The organism is Paenibacillus sp. FSL R5-0517 (assembly GCF_037974355.1).
GTDB lineage: Bacteria > Bacillota > Bacilli > Paenibacillales > Paenibacillaceae > Paenibacillus.
In genome coordinates, this window is the sequence record NZ_CP150235.1 from 4,460,947 (window position 1) to 4,482,411 (window position 21,465).

General features: G+C 45.1%; 23 protein-coding genes and 1 riboswitch. Of the genes, 4 read left to right on the plus strand and 19 right to left on the minus strand.

Annotated features, from left to right (window positions below; translation table 11 throughout):
• Positions 1 to 10: 10 nt before the first annotated feature.
• The 7 genes from MKX40_RS19775 to MKX40_RS19805 form a co-directional block, all read right to left on the minus strand.
• The gene (locus tag MKX40_RS19775; protein WP_339235339.1) at positions 11 to 3,868 is read right to left on the minus strand and encodes a hypothetical protein; all 3,858 of its coding nucleotides are present in this window, start codon (positions 3,866 to 3,868) and stop codon (positions 11 to 13) included.
• A gap of 67 nt (positions 3,869 to 3,935) precedes the next feature.
• Positions 3,936 to 4,268: a hypothetical protein gene (locus tag MKX40_RS19780; protein WP_240768054.1), complete on the minus strand. Its 333-nt coding sequence runs from the start codon at positions 4,266 to 4,268 to the stop codon at positions 3,936 to 3,938.
• Positions 4,269 to 4,288: 20 nt separating this feature from the next.
• A complete protein-coding gene (locus tag MKX40_RS19785; RefSeq protein WP_339235341.1) occupies positions 4,289 to 4,768 on the minus strand; it encodes a hypothetical protein in 480 nt (159 codons plus the stop codon).
• Positions 4,769 to 4,895: 127 nt separating this feature from the next.
• Entirely contained in the window at positions 4,896 to 5,717 is an 822-nt protein-coding gene (locus MKX40_RS19790; RefSeq protein ID WP_339235343.1) for a hypothetical protein, read from the minus strand.
• Positions 5,718 to 5,972: 255 nt separating this feature from the next.
• On the minus strand, positions 5,973 to 6,611 hold the full coding sequence (locus tag MKX40_RS19795) for a hypothetical protein (protein WP_339235345.1): 639 nt from the start codon (positions 6,609 to 6,611) through the stop codon (positions 5,973 to 5,975).
• The gene (locus MKX40_RS19800; protein ID WP_339235347.1) at positions 6,595 to 7,686 is read right to left on the minus strand and encodes a glycosyltransferase; all 1,092 of its coding nucleotides are present in this window, start codon (positions 7,684 to 7,686) and stop codon (positions 6,595 to 6,597) included. The genes MKX40_RS19795 and MKX40_RS19800 overlap by 17 nt, the downstream gene beginning before the upstream one ends.
• A complete protein-coding gene (locus tag MKX40_RS19805) occupies positions 7,664 to 8,323 on the minus strand; it encodes a hypothetical protein (protein WP_339235350.1) in 660 nt (219 codons plus the stop codon). The genes MKX40_RS19800 and MKX40_RS19805 overlap by 23 nt, the downstream gene beginning before the upstream one ends.
• A gap of 190 nt (positions 8,324 to 8,513) precedes the next feature.
• On the opposite strand from MKX40_RS19805, the gene MKX40_RS19810 reads away from it, so the two are divergent.
• The 4 genes from MKX40_RS19810 to MKX40_RS19825 all read left to right on the plus strand — a co-directional run bounded on the left by MKX40_RS19810 (position 8,514) and on the right by MKX40_RS19825 (position 10,486).
• A complete protein-coding gene (locus MKX40_RS19810) occupies positions 8,514 to 9,254 on the plus strand; it encodes a GT-D fold domain-containing glycosyltransferase (RefSeq protein ID WP_339235352.1) in 741 nt (246 codons plus the stop codon).
• 183 nt (positions 9,255 to 9,437) lie between these two features.
• Positions 9,438 to 9,707, plus strand: coding sequence for a hypothetical protein (locus MKX40_RS19815; RefSeq protein ID WP_339235354.1), 270 nt, complete (start codon positions 9,438 to 9,440; stop codon positions 9,705 to 9,707).
• 174 nt (positions 9,708 to 9,881) lie between these two features.
• The gene (locus MKX40_RS19820) at positions 9,882 to 10,109 is read left to right on the plus strand and encodes a hypothetical protein (protein WP_339235357.1); all 228 of its coding nucleotides are present in this window, start codon (positions 9,882 to 9,884) and stop codon (positions 10,107 to 10,109) included.
• Between the two features lie 188 nt (positions 10,110 to 10,297).
• Positions 10,298 to 10,486 (plus strand): hypothetical protein, encoded by a 189-nt coding sequence (locus MKX40_RS19825; RefSeq protein WP_339235359.1) that lies wholly within the window; start codon positions 10,298 to 10,300, stop codon positions 10,484 to 10,486.
• Positions 10,487 to 10,511: 25 nt separating this feature from the next.
• Here the strand turns inward: MKX40_RS19825 and MKX40_RS19830 are convergent, their stop codons facing one another.
• From MKX40_RS19830 to MKX40_RS19885, 12 genes are all read right to left on the minus strand, one after another.
• A complete protein-coding gene (locus tag MKX40_RS19830; RefSeq protein WP_339235362.1) occupies positions 10,512 to 11,279 on the minus strand; it encodes an N-acetylmuramoyl-L-alanine amidase in 768 nt (255 codons plus the stop codon).
• Positions 11,276 to 11,701 carry a phage holin family protein gene (locus tag MKX40_RS19835; protein ID WP_339235365.1) on the minus strand — a complete coding sequence of 142 codons (426 nt, stop codon included), beginning with the start codon at positions 11,699 to 11,701 and terminating at the stop codon, positions 11,276 to 11,278. The genes MKX40_RS19830 and MKX40_RS19835 overlap by 4 nt, the downstream gene beginning before the upstream one ends.
• A gap of 160 nt (positions 11,702 to 11,861) precedes the next feature.
• A complete protein-coding gene (gene ytfJ, locus MKX40_RS19840) occupies positions 11,862 to 12,344 on the minus strand; it encodes a GerW family sporulation protein (protein WP_307534717.1) in 483 nt (160 codons plus the stop codon).
• Positions 12,345 to 12,492: 148 nt separating this feature from the next.
• Positions 12,493 to 13,230 (minus strand): DUF2953 domain-containing protein, encoded by a 738-nt coding sequence (locus tag MKX40_RS19845; protein WP_339235369.1) that lies wholly within the window; start codon positions 13,228 to 13,230, stop codon positions 12,493 to 12,495.
• A gap of 415 nt (positions 13,231 to 13,645) precedes the next feature.
• Complete coding sequence (scpB, locus tag MKX40_RS19850) at positions 13,646 to 14,302, minus strand: SMC-Scp complex subunit ScpB (protein ID WP_339235372.1); 657 nt, start codon at positions 14,300 to 14,302, stop codon at positions 13,646 to 13,648.
• Positions 14,271 to 15,071, minus strand: coding sequence for a segregation/condensation protein A (locus MKX40_RS19855; RefSeq protein WP_339235375.1), 801 nt, complete (start codon positions 15,069 to 15,071; stop codon positions 14,271 to 14,273). Before MKX40_RS19855 ends, scpB begins: the two co-directional genes overlap by 32 nt.
• Before the next feature lie 104 nt (positions 15,072 to 15,175).
• Positions 15,176 to 15,643, minus strand: coding sequence for a 6,7-dimethyl-8-ribityllumazine synthase (gene ribE / locus MKX40_RS19860; RefSeq protein WP_017687651.1), 468 nt, complete (start codon positions 15,641 to 15,643; stop codon positions 15,176 to 15,178).
• Positions 15,644 to 15,745: 102 nt separating this feature from the next.
• Positions 15,746 to 16,978: a bifunctional 3,4-dihydroxy-2-butanone-4-phosphate synthase/GTP cyclohydrolase II gene (locus MKX40_RS19865; protein WP_339235378.1), complete on the minus strand. Its 1,233-nt coding sequence runs from the start codon at positions 16,976 to 16,978 to the stop codon at positions 15,746 to 15,748.
• A 31-nt stretch (positions 16,979 to 17,009) separates the two neighbouring features.
• Positions 17,010 to 17,678 (minus strand): riboflavin synthase, encoded by a 669-nt coding sequence (ribE, locus tag MKX40_RS19870; protein WP_150364570.1) that lies wholly within the window; start codon positions 17,676 to 17,678, stop codon positions 17,010 to 17,012.
• 26 nt (positions 17,679 to 17,704) lie between these two features.
• On the minus strand, positions 17,705 to 18,808 hold the full coding sequence (gene ribD / locus MKX40_RS19875) for a bifunctional diaminohydroxyphosphoribosylaminopyrimidine deaminase/5-amino-6-(5-phosphoribosylamino)uracil reductase RibD (protein ID WP_339235382.1): 1,104 nt from the start codon (positions 18,806 to 18,808) through the stop codon (positions 17,705 to 17,707).
• A gap of 320 nt (positions 18,809 to 19,128) precedes the next feature.
• Positions 19,129 to 19,295: riboswitch (FMN riboswitch) on the minus strand.
• 190 nt (positions 19,296 to 19,485) lie between these two features.
• Positions 19,486 to 20,790: a hypothetical protein gene (locus MKX40_RS19880; protein WP_339243133.1), complete on the minus strand. Its 1,305-nt coding sequence runs from the start codon at positions 20,788 to 20,790 to the stop codon at positions 19,486 to 19,488.
• Between the two features lie 183 nt (positions 20,791 to 20,973).
• A complete protein-coding gene (locus MKX40_RS19885; protein ID WP_253438709.1) occupies positions 20,974 to 21,405 on the minus strand; it encodes a peptidylprolyl isomerase in 432 nt (143 codons plus the stop codon).
• Between the last annotated feature and the right edge of the window lie 60 nt (positions 21,406 to 21,465).

The window sequence follows — 21,465 nt, forward strand, 5'->3', positions numbered from 1 at the left end:
GAGTTCCTCCTTATCTACTATATCTAGGGATATGATTCGTTCCCATTCCCGCACCAACATTGCTGGCCATATAGTTCACCATACCCGGGTTGTTCTGCCGCAGTGTCTTGTCCAACGTAGATGTCAGTCTCTCCACATCTTTTGTGCTGCCTGTCATATTGTCGATGTTCACATGAACCGTGACATCACCCGAACCAACCATCACACTTTTATGTGTATTGTTCGTAGTCATGAAATCAAAGTAATCCATGACTTTTAGACCTGCTGGAATGTTGAAAGTGGATATCGGTTTATCCATTTTTTTACTAATTTCAGCCAAATTTTTGGCTTGTTCTACACCCAATGACTGAATCTGTTTAAAAATATCCATATATTCATTGGACCCTGGTTTAAATACACCGCTACTCAGTAGATTCCTCCACTCTTGCTTGATCGAACTTATCTGTGAGTTCATTTCGGATGCACGGGATTTGTTCAATGCAATTAATTCGGGTGCATCTTCCTTACCCCCATTAGCTGCAAGGAGATCATACATTCGTTTATCATAATCCAACTCCGTCAATTCAAACTGATCATTCATCTTGCGTCTAAGCTCATCAATTTGGCTGTTTTTGACACCATTCAGTTCAAGTTCTGACTGGGCCTTTTGCTGTTTCTTCTCATTAATCTCCAGGCCCAGTTCATCTTTATCCTTACCTTCAGCCATCTTGTCGTACGTCTTCTGTAAACTTGCAATGGCCTTATCGAAGAACTTGATATTCTCTTGCAAATATTTCTCCATTAGCGCACGCATCTGACCCGAATCTTCGCGAACACCACTAATCAACAGACGGGATCGAGTGACTTGGTAATTGGTTTCGTTATCACTTGTCGATTTGTTAAACTGCCGATTAATCTTGGCGATCATTTCATCAATACCATTGCTTTGCGGCTGAGGCTTATACCCATTCGCCATGGCCCCTACTCCGCCGGCAGCAGGTATGTATTGCATTTGGGGTGGAATGTATTGTATCTGCGGTTGTTGTTGATTCTTATCCCCAGGTGGCTTGCCTGACTCTTTATCCATTTGAATCTGGGCCTCTTTTTTCTCTTGCTCGTAGTTATACTCTTTGGCCAGTTTCTTCTCAACTGCATCTCCGCCGTCTTCGCTCCATACCGCCTTAAATCCCTTCCAGTAGTCCCCGAACTTATTATTGGTGGCATTGTTACCAAATAGGCTGCTGATTCCTCCCTTAACAACTGCATCCATTCCAAGGTTAAGGCCTTTCCACACTTTACCTACAACTGAAGACTGCTCCATATCTTTAAAATCCTTGGCCAGTTCCTCTTTATTTGATGCACGAATACTTTGCTTCTCCGCTTCTGACTTACCCATATTACTCAGCGGATCAACAAGACCGGACACTACATCCACAGCAGTCATGGCAGCCCCAAGATAAGGAACGGCTTTTAGGGGTTTCAGTATCGTCTTACCCAACTTGCCGAGCTTTGCCCATTTCCCTGGAATGTCTCCGTTTTTCTTACGCTCGATCGTGATATCACGCTGGGTAAGGATATCTCCAGGGGTTCCGTCAGGTTTATCCGGTCCTCTGAGTACTTTTCCATCCTTGTCACGAATAGGTGCATGACCGTTGAAAAATGCTTTTTTACTACCGACTTCCTTCATATCTTCGAATCTCTGTTTAATCCCTCGTCGCTTGGGTTTGTCCTTCTTCTTCTTGTCTGAGCCAAAATCCATAACTTCCTCAATCTTTGATGTAGCCATATCCTTAATTGCATCATTGATGAGATCTTGATGTCTCTCTAGAAAGGGTTTGTTTGCTGAATCTTCCTTGTCATCCTTAACAGGGGATTCACCACTTCCTGCTCCTGGAACAACTAGCAATCCTCCTGGACCACTCATCATACTCGCGAGCTGAACTTGTTCAAGTTCCTTCAGTTTGGATATGTATGCTGTAGCATCAATCATGCCCTGTCTAAAAGACGCATTTAACTCATTGACTTCGGTTCTCAGTTTAGAGAGAACATCATTCAACAGCGTTGACTGTTTACGCAGCTTCTGGATCTCGGATTCGTAGCGCTGAACATCGGTGGAACCGTATGTAAACTCAGCATTAAGGAAGTACAACTTGTTTCGTAGTTCAACTGCATCCAGGTCCATGTCATCCATCGCCATCATCAAAACTCTAGATCGATGTTCAAGTTGCATTATGGCTTTACTCGTGTCATCCAGTTCTCGGCCTAGAAACTCAAGACTTCGCTTCGTCTTCGCAATCTGAATATCGAGTGAATGCATCTCTTCTCGCAACAGAAGGAGTTCTCGACTATACGTTTTGACTCGCTTCTCTGCTTCGTCACGTACTTCTGCATGAATGAAAGAAGCCCCTGTATCTCCATCTTGTATAGCCTGATTGTACATTTCTTGTTGATGACCTCGGTTAGTCTGAGCCTGAAGTACATCATCTTGCTTGGCCACAGCCCTGCTCTGAATCTCTGTTCTGCGATGATTCAGAGTCTGTAGACGACTCTGCTGTCTATCCATTTCCTGCGCTACACCAGCACGTTGCACATCCGTGACTCGAAGTCGCTCGGGAACATCACTTCCCGTGTTTCTGAGTTTCCCCGGTTCTGATGTTGTAGCAGCATATCGTTTCTCATCGCCTTCATTCATCACTTCACCGAACTTATCCCACGCAACCTGAACTCCGACTTCATCCATAATTCGGTTAAGCAATTCCATATGATCAACAATACCACCCGTACGATCTCCAATTAACCGCATAACTGCGATCAGATAATCGCCCAGCTCTGCAAATTCCTCTTTCAATCCTTGCATCGCCTCATGTGTTGCAATCTGAAATGCGATCTCGATCTCTCGTTGTCGGAATTGAGGGTTGTCTCTACTACCTGTGCGCTGATGGATTGACGCGTTTGCATCCGTAGCCTTCACTTGTTCAGCAAGAAGATCGAATCTAACCCGATTTGATGTAAAAGTCTGCTGCGGAATCATATCTCCTTTGTCCTGAACCGCCAATGCAGCCTTGCTAATCCAGTTGGGTAATGCGTCCTCTTGTGCAAGCGTTCCATGAGAGTTACTGGCGATTGGAAGAGTTTCACGCATCATATCCATCAAGTCCTGAATGCCAATATTCAATATCGTTGCAGCCCTGATCATCATGTCTGTGACTTGGGACAGATCCAAACTACTGCTTCCCGAGGCCGAAGTAACAGCTTCCAGACTTGTTGCCGTCTGTTCCACATCCGTATTGCTTACTGCATTCAGCTTGGCTACTTCTTCTGCAAACGCGACAGCTTCAGATGCTTGATCATAATTACGAGAACCAATACGATAGGCAAGACCTACATCTTCCTGGTCCATACCATGTTGCAGTGCAATTCGTTGCAGATTTTTGACCGTTCCGGTTTGTGTGTATTGCCCGCTGTCATTCGTTGACCCAGATGATCTAACCTCGATATTCTGGTCGGCCCGGCTCATCTGTTGACCCATCTGCTGCGACGAGTCAAGGGATTTCTTGAGCATTGTTGACGAATACCCCTTGGTTTCACCTGCTGAAATATATTTCATCGTATTCAACACGGAGTCTAACAACTCCTGTGATCCAGCTGCAGACACATTCTTCAATTCCCTGAACGCTCCACGATAAAAAAGCTCCAGATCGTTAGTCAGCGTTTCAATCATCTGCGACTGCATATCACTTCTGATCGTCTCCACACGTCTAACCAGCGTGCTAACACCTGATAGGTAGCTCCCATTCAGCGCTGCCTTTTGTCCAGTTAATTGATCTCTATCCGTTAATATTTCTTGTGTTAAGGAGTGTTTGTCTCCTTGTTCTTCTGTTTCAGTCAATAGAATCACCGCCTTTATGCATAAATCCCGTTCTACCTTCATTTAGGCAAAACGGGATATCTCTCTCTTATCCTCCGAGCGCTTGTGCAAGCATACCTATATCATCTTCTGATATCTCCGTGTAATCCTCGTCATTGAAGGTTCTTTTACGTCTGACGGTCCCATCTTCTTCGACTTCCTCGCCCCCACCGCCACCGAACATGCGAAGAGGTGCTGTCATAAGTTCAATCTCAAATTGAATATATTTCTCGGCTGACTTGCACAGCTCCGCAACCTGAGGGAGTGTGTACTCCCAAATCTCCCACTTGTTCAGCCCACAGTGTTTATGGAGGGTGAAGAAGATCTCTCCCCAGTGAACGGGTTCTTGTGTTTCCGTATCACGGATTTCGGTTCCCTCCAAAGACTCCCCCTCGGTGCGTTCTACTTTTTTAAACCATTGAGTCCAATGAGCATATCAATGACTTTACGAGCTGTGTTCAGATCGAGGTACTCATCCAGATATTCTCGATTGATGATATACTCACCATGCTCATCTTTGGTCACGATATGTGGATAGTTTTTGAATGCCATTGCCAATACATCAAATAAATCCTGCTGCCGCTTTTCGTCCAGTTCATCATTCTCCGTCGGGATGAAGTTAAGAATAATAGCATCGATATTCACCGTCTTCAGCAATTTCATCAGACGACGGGCATCCTTCAGGTTACACGGCGGAATACGATATTTCCGTCGATCCCGCAGCGTAATAATCTCATCATCTTCAAAGAATGCTCGCTCAGCTGCTTCCACTTCCTCTGGCGTCACTCGTTTGTTCTCCGGATCATCCTTGATTCGTTGTGCCGCTTCCTCATTCAGCTTTTCCGCAAGCTCACGCTCAGCTTTTTCTTGTTCTGTTTCCATGAATTTAAAGACCTCCCCAGGACATTCTCCCCCATATAATAAAAAAACCGGCAAGGCAAGGCGCTGTGAAGGGGAGGACACAGTGCCGTATGATACCTTGCCAGGAGCAATCAACCTTATTTAGATATTAGATCTTGCTTGGTGCACTGAAGCGTTTGATACTGCCAATTTTTCCGTCAGCACGTTCCGGATCAAGAATCTGCAAGGAGATGGCAGATGCAGAAGCGGCAGCACGCTGGGCATTGATGCTGAATGTTCCTTTTGCACGGCACATGTACAGTTCAGTTTCAACACCTGCATACGAACCATCTTTTTGCTGGAACGTACCATGATGAATGACAGAGATCGGGAATGGGACTTCATCAACCAACAGATCAACCATGTCTACAATCTGATCTCGCTTGTAGTTCAACACAATCTCTTTACCGATATGGACCGCATTCAGGATGACTACACCATTCACTTCGTCGTAGAAGAACTCATTCGGTTCCACGGCCGTTCCCTTTAAAGTGAGTTGTTTCAACAACGTGTTGGAATCCTTGAGACGAACCGTAATGTCACCGTTACTTCCATAGATATCACTCGCATGCTTCGGTTTGGCTTCAGCAAATCCTGAATTGGATACGCCAGCAGCCACTGTAGACTGCTCATTCAGTATCCATACATAAGACTTCACTTGCTCTTGTACCGTTGAACCCATCATCAGCTGGATCGCATCCAGATCGAATTTGGCATCTGTTGCCGACACTTCAATCGATTTGGACTTCACCAGTACATCAATGGCGAACAGACCGTCACCACCAAAGATATCCTCAAGCTCCACGTTAAGGTCAATTTTCAGATCTTGCAGGGTACCCAGGGTAACTACCTCAATTTCGCCCATCGGATCTTTTGGGAGGCGTTTAGCCATAAACGTACCTACACCTTTGATAATCATTTTTTTAGCCATTGAATAGTCCACTCCTTAGGATAATTATGTAATTTTAGCTACGGAGACTTGGCTTGAGCCGGGATCAGGTTAAAAGACGTGATGATCGGGAGATCCCTCGTTTAACCCGTCTGGCTGTTTGTCGTCTCTGCTTTTTATAGTGTAGAACGCTATCTTCATTCCCTAACGATAATGTAAACGAAATATATTGAATTACGAATTGCCCTGTCATCCTTGCAAAAGGAATAGCCCTATATCTAATCAAAGAAAAGACCCCTACATCAGAGGGGCCGTTCTGTTTGGCAAAGCATCTATAATTTGCGCTACCTGTTCTGCACGTTCTTTGATCTCAAATTCATCGGCAGTAACCAGATGAACATGCGAGCAATATTTGCCATGCTCATAGATTCTCTCGGGAGTAATAAAGACAACGTCAGCAACAGCTTCCATCTTGTGCTTGTGCTTCTCATATTGATCCGGATCCGTCAACGAATCAAATACGACCAGATTAGGATATGCTGTCTCGACCGAACTTGCCAGCCGACTATCGTTCACCCAGTAGATCACGCGATCTCCCTGAAACAGCGGACGGACATTCTGGCCCACACGGGCTACGACAAAGTTTGGAAGCTCCGGATGAGGATACTCCAAGGCATCTACCTGATAGAATTCATCACTGGAGTTGATATATATTACATTGTAGCCTACTTCCGCGAGTGCTTTTAACAGCCGCTGTGGTCGACGCCCGAATCGTTCACTATGGAAATCGATCGCAGGCAGATATACAATCGTTGTATTCGTGTTTGGGGTGTATGTCGTAACATTGAACTCCATCGCATCAATCTCTATTTTTGGAGGCTCCATTGGCGGAGTCGTCGAATGACTACCAAACATTCGTTTAAATATCTTTTTCATGATTTCTGCCTCCCATCACCTGATTAATCATCCTCACGGCATTCATTGCCCTGCCATCCCAGCTATTAGACTTAGCCACTTTTACTCGAGCAGCAATTCTGGAAGCACTATTCTCACGAATGGCTTTCTCCAACATTACTCCGCAATTATGCTGATTCATAAAGTAAGTTACATCGCTGTATTTATGAACAATTTCCTCCATACGCGTCGTTAACACAGGCTTGCCCGCAGATAAATATTCGTAATACTTGATTGGATCGCAGCCACGGATCATCTCTGTCAGCTTGAATGGCACGATACAGACGTCGAATTGAGCAATGTAGGCTGGAAGCACTTTATAATCTTTGTGCGGAAGACAAGTCACATAGGGATGCACAATATTTTTTTGATAAAGGGCATTGTTTCCTATCAAAACGACACGATAACCTTTATCTGCAATAGTGGTAATCAGCGAATAATCTACCCACGATGCCATTGCCCCATGGAAACCCACCACCTTCTGCCCATCATGAACTTCGGGGAAGTCCGCCGGTTTCGGCAGATCCGCTCGCGCTTTCTCAAAATGATGAACATCTGCCCCATTGGGGCACATAAAGATTGGTTTGCCGTCATGTTTATGGGCTTCATACATCACCTTGGCAGTTGTAGCGATCAGATCTGCACGGTCAAAACATTTCGGGATGTAGGATTTCCACACAGCAAACTCATCAGCTGAATTATCGAGGTAATCAAATACGGTAAAATCAAACTTCCGCCCATCCGAATAATTATACTGGCCTGGATTCGAGAACCAGAGTACCTTCTTCCCTTTGACCAAGTGATCGTAGTTCACGCCTTTTTGCACAAGGAACAGATCCTCATTTAACTTTTCAATCGGGCGGCTCTGCTTTTTATACGTTTCTTCATTGATAAAGATAGCCCGTACACCTGGAATATTGGAGAAGGCGGTCATCAATTGCTGAGGACGTTGGAACAAGAGGTTCCAGTCAAGTGCAGGCGGGTAGACGATGGTCATTTCCATACTTTCCAAACCCGGATTTTCTCGTTGTTTTCTACGAAGCAGCCAATTGAGCAATCAACTCCACTCCTTCCGCATAGGCATGAATGGGGCGCAACCGAGTATCTACATACAGTTCAAACCCCAATCCTCGTGCTTGCTCACAGAATGGTGCATCTTCACCTGTTGGATGAGAACCATATCGAACGCCTGCTTCGATCACTTCACGCTTAATCAAATATACGGCACCTGTCAGATCTACCGGAAACAAACCCGCTTTGAATTCAGGTATATGTTTTCCGCCAATCATGGCATTATGAGCCTTCAACTTTGGATGATTCCGTATAAGCATGGAACATACATCCTTGTCATTATCTATTAACTGCCGTAGGCTACCCTCGGGAATGATGATATCCGTATCGATTGAGAACAGATAATCACAGTTCGATTTTAGAAACTCATCCAGAAGCATATTTCTCAACAACGCCAGGTTGTGATAGGAATATTGTCCACGTATATGTCCATATGTTCTCCCCAGATTGTGAGTCAGATAAGGAATGTGGTGACGATCAAGGATATCCTTCGTCTGATCTTCACTATCATTCAGGATGTACATATACTGCTTCTGCACAGCTTGTTGCTCAAGTGATTGAAAGTGCCTTTCCATAATCCAAGCCCGATTTCGCACAGGACTACCTATATATACCTTTTTCACAGTCTATCCCCTCTCCCTTTTTTACATAGTCTAGACTGTTCCTTTATAACCTTCGCGCGTTGAACAAAATGTAGTGATTCTTCAAAAGAAGAGAGAGAACGAAGCATTTTTCCTATTCTAGTACAGAAGGAGTTGATGAATATGTATACCAAAGAAACCATTATTCACAGATGGAAAGAAGGTGATATGCATGCTGGGGAGTGTAGATTTAATCCGCAACTGGTTCCAATTGGCCTCTGATGGAGAAGCCCATGCTTCTGTTCGATTTGGGGATGCTTCCAACACCATTCTGGCTCACGACACCGTTCTGACTATGGATTTCATCAAGTCTCATTACGGCTGGCTGAACGATCCTACCTATTGTGGGATAACCTTACCCAATGCAAGTGCAAGAGAAATTATCGTACACTGCCTGCGAAAAGCGGACTACGTCGGACATCTGATCCAGACAGATCACTGGTATTTCAAACCGTTATTTGATATGTGCCTTGCCTATTACAATGTGGAACCCAAAGAGACCTTCTATGCTTTTGAGAATAATTACATCGCCCGATTCAAGTTATTCTATGAAACATTCAAGAACATGCCTATTCTGATCTGTGGGGCCAAAGCCGAACAATATCGAGAAGTTCTGGAGCGGAGATACGGGTGGACAAGCATCGTGGGAACGGTGGACTGTCCCTCATGGTCTCATGTGAGCACAGCTTCCAAGCAAATGGAACATATCTATCAACAGACACCGTGGAAGCTTGCTCTGGTATGTGCAGGTGCTCCCGGCAAGGTACTGGCTATTAAGGCCAAAGAACTGCATACCGTTGGTGTTGACTTAGGTTCCGGAGCAGATGTTGCCATTCAAGCCGACAACGAAAATCTGAACGCCTGGGATTACAACGGATTCCCTGATTATTGGGAAGGCAGACCCAAAAAATGACCCTATCCGGGTCTTTTTTATTGGATAAAACGGTGATTCCAATCCGATTTTATTGACTTAGTGGCTGTTGATAAATTAAACTATCTGCCTTATTATTGTTAAGATAACTCCTAATCTAACCTGGTTTAAACTTGCATGAAGAGGAGCTCTGCTAAGATATTCGAACCGTTGGAGGGAAATGTAATGGCGTACTCGCAGTCAAAGACTGAAATAGTAGCAACTCATTTAAGAACAAGATTTATGGAAGGTAATGTGGAAGGACATGAGATCGTTGTTGCCTTGATCAGTATGGTCAAAGCTGAAAAGATTAATCTAGATGAGGTTGCACCTATTCTCTCTACAGTCTTTTTTGAACAACCACAAGGTATTCTGTTGGCACTCGAAAAAGCTAGCACGCTGATTGATGATGAATTAATTGATTCCATTCTCCACGAAGTAAACAAAAAAGCTTAATCTTACATACAAGGGGAGAGCTTACCATCAGATTTTAATTACATCAACCCATTATTCTCTCCACACTTTTAGATTAAATAGATTAACTACTGAGAAATTGGGCTTTCTCGTTATTTTATGTCCTCCTCCGCTTATTCTAGTAGTATTACGAAGGAGGGGACACCGATCGAGACAGTGAATAAGGCCATTTTATTTTTAGCAGTTATTGAAACTTTACTTGAAGCGCTACACCATACTGAAGTAGATCAGACAGAACTTGTGGATTCGCTTGTTATGTTAGGTTTTGATCCCATTGAGATGTTGTACGAAACGAATACGATTAGATCTTTCCAAAAGATATGCAGGGCTTTTGCAGAACTCCATCTTACTGATGAGGCCCTAGACAAGTTCTCAAAAGAATAATTACATAAGCAGAACCTCACATTACATTCAACGTGGGGTTCTGCTTTTATTTATATTTATGAATTCTGAAGCCATTTTGATCAAATCAACTTAATCTTCTCCATCCTGCTTCGTATAGGTCATCTAGGGACCATGGACCTCTTCATCGCCCCTATTGACTCTGACTTAATATACGAAAGGATGGTTGTATGAGCTCACCCGCAACAACACATGTGATTAAAACAAATCAACTCGCGGTTATTGGAATCGTCGATGAATCCTCGATTCAGATCCAGTATGAACTTGAGTATCCTGATCATATCGTGATTATACAAGATTTTTATTTTCTGAAAGATCAAGCACACTTTAACTCATGGTTAATCGGCAGGCATCCTTAGCTCCTAATCCACATGGATCTCACGGTTAGGACTTTTTGCGTCTGCGCTCATCAATCAAGACCTTCAGTAACAGCAACTCTCCATACGTTAACTTCTTTTTGCGTACCTTCTCTACCCAGGCCCAATCATCGATTACTTTGTCGTTATAGGCATCTCCAATGTACTGATTAAGTTCATTCCAGGCCCATTGTGCGTAATCCAAAACGGTATTCATGTCATCATCCTCCGTGACTGCTATTGGTTGTAGTGGGTTTAATTTTGTATGTACTGCTTGCTTGAATCTTTCATATTCGCTTGGTTGTTTAATCCATGGGAGTGGGCATTCCTTCCATCCAACCACTTCTTTATGTGTAAAGAAGACAGGTGGGAAGCCTCGTTCCTTGATCAGGTATACCGCAAGATCTACAACGTTATTGAATGTATCTTCATGGATACTGCCATCCTTTTCTATGCACATCTCAATGCCCACTGTACTATTGTTCGGATATGTCCCAAGATTGGCTAGAGCTTCCTTCGTGTATGTTGCGCTCCCGCAATGGTAGGCCAATTCATCATCCGGCAGACTGTTATATATCGAAGTTCGATCTACCGAGTAATGTGCACTTGCATAGCGGCCTTTAACTGCTTTGTTGGAATCTTGCTGTGCCAAGCTCGCAAAGTATTTGCTAATATTCTTGGCGGGCGCTCCTGGAGAAGCTGTATAATGCATCACAATTCCACGTTTCCCTTTTAATTTCAATCCGACTCGGCTGTATTTATTAACCGGGATGTAATCTTTGGTGATTTGTATCATGACATCTTCCCCTCGTCTTCAACTTGATCTTCATTGCCTCGAAGCTTAAAGAGAGCTGAGGTGATAAACTTTGGTACAGGCAGGCCCAATTTCCCCAGGTTCTCCAATATACTGATTCCTTCTGTACCGATAATGAACATTAACATCGCATCTCTCATAAAATCATTGGAGTTGCCTGCAACCATATCCAGTTGATGTGCAATAATGACAAAAACAAATGTCAATGACTTACGAGCAAGCCCCCACCATCCAACCCTGCTGGATAACTCCTTCCTATACCATGCAGACATTACGCCTGTGATGTAATCCAGCCCCACAAAGATGGTCACTGCAATAAACAGGTGATCAATCCCTCCTACCAAATACACGACTGCCGATAGCAGCCAGCCAAACAAAACCATAAAAACGGTGTCTCTGTGCATTAACGTTCCCCTTCCATAACCTATTTCATGTCTAGGTTAGGCGGATCATAGACATAAGTCTCATGCAATACAAAAACCTTCAAAAAACCACTCACCATTCACCAAACAAACAGCAAAAATCCCTCACGCTTGGATGCGGGAGGGATCATGACCAACTTATTCAGCTATAGGTTGAAGGATCTGGTGTAACCGGTACATCTGTTGTATTCGTTGGTGTTGTATTACGTTGGAACATGCCTTGAATTCGATCAAGAACATACGGCGTAGAGTCAATGAGTTTCTCAAACAGATGTGTGGAGTTATCAAGTGGCACAATGTGTACCCCCTGTTTACCTACCACCAGGAACGCAATAGGACGTATGGATACACCGCCGCCGCTACCGCCACCAAATGGAGAAGCCACTTTTGCTGAACTGGCATGTTCAGTAGAAGTCCCCGTGGCACCACTTTTGCCATTACTTTCTCCATTGACGTGAAAATCACTACCACCGGCAGCAAATCCGAATCCCACCTTACTGATTGGCAGAATCACGGTACCATCCGGTGTTTCTACTGCATCGCCAACAATTGTATTGACATCCACCATGGCCTTGATATTCTCCATAGCGGTTTCCATTAAGCCTTGAATTGGATGATCTGACATTTTAATTCCCTCCAGTTTCAATGTAAGCTAGGTTTGATCTAACCATATCATCCCCAAACTTGAAGGGACTTATGTAAATAAGCAATTTAAGTACACTCCCTGAACTCCAACCTCATACTCCCAAAAACAGACCGACTAAGATGGACATCTACAGTGCTGTCCCACTAAGTTTTTTCTTTTGCTTTCGCTTCTCCTTACGCTTACGGCGTTGTTCTTGAAGAAGCTTGAGCCACATCTGCCATCCGCCTTCGACTTGGAGCACACGGGTTAGCAGTGTAAATCCAGCGATCAAAAGAGCTGTAATCCGAATCTTTACTCTGCAATCGAGCTCTGTTCTGAACTCCATTTCGTCTGACCACACCGGCATCACCTGAAGCACGGGTGTCTCATCGAACCGAATCTGATAGGTGAGAAAACCAACAATAATGGACTTGATACTCCACACCCAGCCCGTCAGCACCGCGGTGTATGCTGCATCGCCAACGCCAATGTGGGTAGACCAGGACAGTTGAGTCATATGCACATGCATGAGTGTTTGCTTGAGCCACAGCTTGAGTGCATCAGTCGCTCTTAGCATAACCTTTACATCTTTGGCCCACTTTTTGACTTTACGTTTGTTCACCCGCTCACTACCCTGGGCTTCCCCTCTGGAATGATTCATGGACTGTTCAGTTTTGACCAGAAAACCTTCCTTCATATTGCGAAAAACAATACTTGGGATCTCATAGTTAATCCGCACAATTCCATAAAGAACACGAACATTAATATTGGCGTAATCATCACTTTTATGCTTACTGAATGTAAAATGTACATGAACATTTGAGATGAGGACTGCGGCAATCAGCAATGCGAACAATAAACCGATTCCTCCAAGCCAAATCCACACAGGCCTTACCTCCAAGCCCTCAATTCTTTTCTCGTCTAGTATGGCACTCTGGATAGGAAAAAATTCACGTCTGACCTAAAAATCCCATTTCAGATTTATTTGGAACCGGTCCGTAACCTTTTATATAGACAAATTTGGACTTAAGATTAGTTACACTGGTCCTCCGATGACAGAATAACCTTCCGATTGCTGTTATCCCCAGATTTTTTTGATTCCCTTCTCTAAAGGGTAAATCCGGGGATAAGCGTATGCTTCCGATGCAGCTTTCTTTCAGAAAGCTTTTAGGCGAACACTCCGTTTCTTCAGATTATTTCTGTCCTCTCCGTTATGTGTAAAATCTTTAGTTCAATCTATCTAAAACAATGCACAAATAACCGACTCCACTGCTGGGTGTCGGTTATCATGAATTTGCAAATTAGAATGATGAATCCGTATTATCGTCTTCGTTGTCTATTTGACTCCCATCATCTGTCGGATCAGCGCTTTCCGGTTCCAATTGTTGCAAATCCAGTTTGTTGAACAACAGTTGTGTCTCTTCCTCCAGGTTTTCCGAATCTTCAAACAACCCTGGTTCCGGAAGGTCTTTGATTGAAGCTAGTCCGAAATAATCCAGAAATGACTTGGTCGTTCCGTACAAAATGGGGCGTCCAATTGCCTCCGCTCGTCCCACTTCAATGATTAGATCCTTATTCACAAGTGTATGAATAGCCCGCTCCGATTTTACACCGCGAATCTCCTCAATCTCAACCCGGGTAATCGGCTGCCTGTACGCCACGATGGCCAATGTCTCCAGAGCCGCCTGGGATAAGGAAGTCCGTGCTGGAGAGTACGCCAGTTTCTCAAAATACACAGCATGCTCAGGCAAGGTACCCAGCTGAACTACGCCAGCAATCTTGAGAATCTGTACACCTCGACCCTGCTGTGAAAATTCACGAATCATCTCCTCAATCGCGTCCGTTACAAGCTCCACTCGCTGGTCGACGATCTCGGCAATTTGTTTGATACTTAGACCCTCTTCTCCGGACAAAAACAGCAGGCCTTCAATAATCGATTTCAATTTCGGAAAATCCATGATTCTTTGTTTCCCCTCTCCACTCCATAACGATATCCTCAAACAACCGTTCCTGATAACAGACAATCTGCTTCATCTTCATCAGTTCCAGCACCGCCAGAAAAGTGACAACAATCTCATGGCGATAGATATGCTCATCCATCAATTTGGAGAATAACAGTCTGCCTCCCGGCCCCATACTTTCCAAAGCGCCGATGACATCCCGTATCCGGTCCTTAACCGAAATCTCATCCCGTTTGATACGGGTTACGGTTGTACGCTTCTCAGCCTTGCGTAGCGCCTTCTGAAATGCTGCAATCAGGTCAGAGGTATGTAATCCCTCAACCGGGTTCGAAGGAGCTTCTACAGGCATATAAGGGCGCAGATCCTCGGGCTCTTTGGAAAATATAAGGCTGCGTTCCCACTCACGTTCATGAAGATGTCGCGCAATTCCCTTGTACTTGCGATATTCTATCAGACGTGCAATGAGCTCTGCACGTGGATCATAATCTTCTTCTTCCATAAAATCATAATCCTCGAAGTCTTCAATTACCGGTGGTTTGGGCAGTAGAAGTTTGCTCTTGATCGACAGCAGTGTAGCAGCCATGACCAGAAATTCACTTGTAATATCCAGTTCCAGTTCCTGCATCGAATGCAGATACGCCATGTATTGATCGGTAATATCGCTGATGGGAATATCCTGGATATGAATTTCAGCCTTGTCAATCAGGTGAAGCAGCAGATCCAAAGGCCCTTCAAAAGTCTCCAGTTTGTATGTAACTACCGTCACTAGACGAATCCTCCCGCCAGAAAAATACAAAACCCTGCCAAGCCGTCCGAATTCGGTCTCCCGTCTTCGTCTGCGCATAGCAGGGCACTACTATTAAATAAGCACTATTTTAGCTGTTTCGTCAAGTTTGCCATCTCAATTGCCGCCGTAGCTGCATCCCAACCTTTGTTACCCGCCTTGGTTCCGGCACGTTCAATCGCTTGTTCAATATTTTCTGTCGTAACCAATCCGAAGATCGTAGGCACGCCAGTTTTCAGGTTAATTGCTGCTACCCCTTTAGCCATCTCGTTGCACACATAATCGTAATGTGTAGTTGATCCACGGATAACGGTTCCCAGGGTAATCACTGCATCATACTTGCCGCTCTCTGCCATTTTCTGCGCAATCAAAGGGATTTCGAACGCTCCTGGAACCCAGGCTACATCCACTTCATCATCCTGCACACCGTGACGTTTGAATGCATCGAGCGCTGCGCTAAGCAATTTACTGGTGATAAATTCGTTGAAACGTCCAACGACAACTCCATATCTGGATCCTTCTGATACTAAATGTCCTTCGAAAAATTGTGGCATTCAAGTCATCTCCCTAACGGTATAATGTAATGTAAGTAACGGAAATTCCTAAGTAATCAATTCCATAAATTACATGGTGAACGTTGATCATCTAAAACGCATTTACTGTTCGTTCTGCTCGATATCATCAAACTTGAGAAGATGCCCCAGCTTGGCTTGCTTCGTATGAAGATACACCGTATTGTCCTCGTTCTCTTTCATTTGGATCGCAACACGCTCTACGACTTCAAGTCCATATCCTTCAAGACCTTTAATTTTACGAGGATTATTGGTTAGCAGTCTGATCTGACGAACCCCAAGGTCTTTCAGAATTTGGGCGCCAATTCCATAATCACGCAAGTCGGCAGCAAATCCCAGCTTCAGGTTTGCATCCACCGTATCCAGACCTTCCTCTTGCAGCTTGTAGGCTTTGAGTTTGTTGATGAGTCCAATGCCTCGACCTTCCTGTCTCATGTAAAGCAGTACGCCGTTGCCTTCTTCATTGATCTGTTTGAGTGCCGCATCAAACTGAGGACCACAGTCACAACGATGGGAATGGAATACATCGCCTGTCAGACATTCAGAGTGTACCCGCACAAGTACAGGTTTGGAACCATCAATCTCACCTTTAACCAGAGCCACATGTTCCTTGTTGTCTACAGCATTTGTATAGGCCACTGCTTGAAACTCGCCAAAGTCTGTTGGCATACGTACAGCCACTTCACGTTGAACCAGCTGTTCTTTTTCATTACGGTAACGAATCATGTCCTGAATACTGATCAGCTTCAGATCATGTTTGCGGGCAATCTCCTGCAGATCCGGAAGTCTGGCCATTGTGCCATCTTCCTTAATCACTTCACAGATAACGCCTGCGGGATACGAACCACACATAATGGCCAAATCTACTGCCGCTTCTGTGTGGCCCGCACGACGAAGTACACCGCCGTCTTTTGCAATCAGCGGGAACATGTGACCAGGCTTACGGAAGTCTCCGGCTTTCGCCTCAGGATCGATCAGACCTTTCACAGTAATAGAGCGTTCATGTGCCGAGATACCGGTTGTGGTATCTTTGTGGTCCACAGAGACCGTGAAAGCAGTTCCGTGGAAATCCGTATTTTGTTGAACCATTGGTTTCAAGTTAAGTTCATCCGCACGTTGTTGTGTAATCGGAACACAGACCAGACCTCTACCTTCAGTAATCATGAAATTAATGACTTCAGGTGTCGCCTTTTCAGCCAAAGCGATAAAATCGCCTTCATTCTCCCGATCTTCATCATCCACAACAATGACGGGTTTGCCACGCATGAGATCATATATGGCTGCTTCTATCGTGTCCAAAATGGATTGTTCTGACATTGTCCCACCTCCAGTTTATTTCTTTCTCTATTTATGCAAATCCGTGATTGGCGAGAAAATCTTCACTGATACTGCGCGGCTTGCCAGCACCCGTCTCTCGATGTCCTCTCCCATACTGGAGCAGATGATCCACATATTTGCCCAAAATATCGCATTCGATATTAATGGTATCCCCTGTCTTTTTCACATTTAGTACAGTTTCACCAATGGTATGCGGGATAATGGAAACCGTGAATGCGGTATCCGATGTATGGACAACGGTCAAGCTAATGCCATCCAGTGTAACCGATCCTTTGGGGATCAGGTATTTGAACAACTGGTGATCATCCGGCTTGATCTCAAACACAATCGCATTCTGATCACGTGTTATACTGCCAATCACTCCAGTACCATCGACATGGCCCTGAACGATATGTCCGCCAAAACGGCCACCGGATTGCATGGCCCGCTCCAGATTAACTTTACTGCCGGATTGCAGCTGACTGAGATTGGTATGGCGATACGTTTCAGGCATGACATCGGCGGTAAAGCCGCCACCTTCCAACGTTGTCGCAGTTAAACATACTCCGTTCACTGCTACACTATCACCTATCTTCAGATCGTCCATGATGGCGGAAGCTCCGATATTCAGGACCATCGCTTCGCCTTTCCGACCAATACGCCGGATCTGACCAACTTCTTCCACCAAACCGGTAAACATGCTGCCGCCTCCCTTGTTTAATTTATTTATTCAGGCCACACCGGAATACCGCCAATGCTGATATTATCTCCAACTTGTTCGATCTCCAACTGATTCAATTGAATTGCCTGATTCATACGTTCCACACCCTCGAAGCGGAAACTGCCAGGTGTATCATAACCGCCTACAATCTTAGGAGCGATAAACATGAGCAGTCGATCGACCAAACGTGCCTCCAGCATCGCTCCATTCAGAGTGCCTCCGCCTTCAAGCAAAATCGAACCAATCTCACGCTCACCCAACTTGCTAAGTCCGTTTAACAGATCCACACGTGGTCCAGGACCACAGCGGATAATTTCAACACCGTAGGCTTCCAAACGTTCAGCAGCTTCAGGACTGGCTTCGTCTGTTGTCAATACCCATGTCGGAGCAAGACCATCCTTAACCATTTTGGAACCTACTGGAAGACGCAACTTGGAATCCACCACGATTCGTACCGGGCTGATGCCTTCCACTTGCAAGCGGGTTGTAAGCTCCGGATTATCTGCGATCACCGTGTCGACACCAACCATAATGCCTTGGTGACGATGACGAAGGGCATGCACAATCTCACGAGCGGACTCGTTGGAGATCCACTTACTGTCTCCGCTGCGAGTGGCAATTTTCCCATCCAAAGTCGTAGCCGTTTTCAGTGTCACGAAAGGAAGGCCTGTTGTAATAAATTTAATGAATTTTTCATTCATGCGTCTTCCACGCTCACGCAGTACGCCAACTTCAACTTCAATGCCTTGTTGACGAAGCATGCTTATGCCTCTGCCGGATACTTGCGGATTTGGATCTTCACAACATACCACAACACGTTTTACCTTTTCATGAATCAGGCGTTCACTGCAAGGTGGCGTCTTGCCATAATGACTGCAGGGCTCAAGTGTAACGTATACCGTACTGCCTTCTGCATCGCTGCCCGCCATGTTCAGTGCATGTACCTCCGCATGACCGGTTCCACGTTTCAGATGGCTCCCAAGGCCTACAATACGCCCCTCTTTCACAACCACACATCCAACAACCGGATTAATTCCCGTCTGTCCCTGTGCTCGTTCCGCCATATCTAGTGCCAGTGCCATATAAAATTCATCATTGATCATTTCCAAATCCGTTCACCCCGCGGTTTAAAGTCTTGTTTATTAAAAAATCCCCGTCGAACAACCGTTCGATGGGGATGATGAGAGACAAATGTCAACAACAGGAGTGAAATGGATACAGCACGCCAACACTTTGCCCAAAACTTCATTTCGGGCAAGTGAAAATAGACACATACCTTAATGAACATCAATTACAGGTAAAGAGCTTTATCGTGTGGCATATGTATGGAACTGTCCGGCCTAACCGGATCTTCCCTGCACAGTGCAAGACAAACACATCGTGACTGTACAGCCAAACTCCTGCTGAATGCAAACCTGTTAGGTCTGCACCTCTCCTTCTCCCATCCAGACTATACTGTCGGTTCTGGAATTACACCAGATCAGCCATCTGCCACAGGCAGACAGGTCACGGACTTTGCATCAAGTGCTGGACATGTGTCCTTACACTCTCTGCATCACCGCCGGTAGGGAATTGCACCCTGCCCTGAAGGATTGCTTTCGTTATTAATTGGATGTTAGCACTTTAATGCCAAAAAATCAATTGTTTTTTGTTCCTTTTTGTCACATACTAACTTTTAATAAGCTAAGATACAGCAAAAAAAACCGCATCTCACTAAGAGACACGATTTTTTAGTTTTTAGATTTTAGATTTTAGTTTACATCCTTCTCAGTTCCATCACAGCATTCTACATATCAGGAAAACACCAACGCACCATATGCTTCAAATCTTTGGCATTGTGAAAGGGCAAGCGGTCAGGTTCTGGCAGCGGCGAACTGGGAAGCGGAATACCTCTCGCAACTCTTCTGACCCAACTTGTGGAATCGATCGCGATAGCCGAGCATTGCCAGCGTCCAGTCGTCCTCGGTCGAAACGTTCTCTGCAAATCGGTTTTTCCCGGCATGTCAGGAAAGACACCATCGAGATATTCAACGATAACGCGTTTGTCTCTGACTTCATGACAGTATACCGTCACCCATACACCTTCCCTGACCCGAACAGCATACACATCTCCAGCTTCTGCCTCCCCTGTGCCTGCATCAGGAGATTTCTTTGGCACTTTCCCTCGAACACTTCTCATCTTCTCCAATGCTCCCAGGATCGTTTCCTTTACAGATGGACTCTCTTCAGGCTTATCCGCAAGAGATATATTACTCAGATCAAAATCATGGAATATCTTGTTCAGGTTGTTCTCATTAATTCCGACAGATGAGTCCCACCACGCCAGAGGCGCCTGTACCTCAACCCGCACATTGGGGCGCGCGTCACGCTGTATGTAAGTCGTGTATTCTGTGATCATTCCGGGATGTTCCGGCGTATCCAGTATGCCAATCAGAGCTAATGTCTCAAGCAAGTCCCGATAGGCATATTCCTTTTGTGTAGGCAAAAGACGTTCCTTCTTGAGTGCTATTGCTGCTTTGCTGTAGCGTGTTTTTGGAGGTAATTGGCGCAGCACCGTTAACACCGCACGGAGTGTCCAGTGGTCGTAATCATTAGGTATTGGAAGCTCCTGCGCGGAAGCTAGCTCTCGAAGTGCCAGTACATGTCCAAAGGGATCACCATCCAAAGGTGTTCCATTGGTCATGCGCCAATACCATTGCAACGTCGAGTCGGTTGCTTGATCTACGCTTAATCCGCAGATCTGACAAGTACTCGAAGATGGATGTGGCGTGTGTTCATGGCTTGGCATACCGCTTGCAATAAGCTTGCCCGTAATCAGCGAGCGCCAGATCATGGGTGCTGACCACATCGATGCAACAAAGGCCTGTGCTGCTTCATTTATCGTCCATTGATTTGCAAGTTGTTTCAGCTCAGTGATCGTTTCATCATGCCCCGGACGTACAAACCGGTTCGGTTCATGCCCCGCTGTCTCAAGCGCTTCTAAATCCGGTGTGGATATACTCTGAGAAACATCATGTCGGGATGCCTGTAGTTTTTCGTCCCATCGTGTGGGTCCGCTATAGACTTGTTTTAACAAACGTAATTGATCCACTGTATTCAAAGGTTCTTCATCCTCCCTTGTCGCTTCGTCTAACGACAGAATAACCCCATGCCAGAACTTTCGCCAGATCCATTATGCTCATTTTGCACTATTTCATGATGAAAATAAAAAAAGTGCTTCTATAAAAAGAAGCACTCCGAGTTTAAATCAAGTAAGTCAACGTTACAAAGCTTATTAAGCTTCTACAACTTCAACAGTCTCCATTTTGTCTTTACCTTCCAAAGCGTCCACGAACTCCATACCTTTGGTTACTTTACCAAATACAGTATGTTGTCCATCCAAATGTGGTTGTGGTTGGTAGCAGATGTAGAACTGGCTTCCACCTGTGTTACGGCCAGCATGTGCCATAGCCAGTGTTCCACGCTCATGTTTGTTCGGGTTGATTTCACAGTTGATTGTGTAACCTGGGCCACCTGCACCAGTACCGTTAGGGCATCCGCCTTGAGCTACGAAGCCCGGGATAACGCGGTGGAATGTAAGACCATTGTAGAAACCGGAGTTAGCCAGTTTCTCAAAGTTTGCTACTGTGTTGGGAGCTTCTTGATCGAACAGATCGATCAGAACTTCTCCGCCGTTTGCCAATTTAATTTTCGCTTGTTTCGCCATATGTAAATGACTCCTTTCGTATTGACCATCGTTAATGGTGCCAAAACGCATGACCCTGGG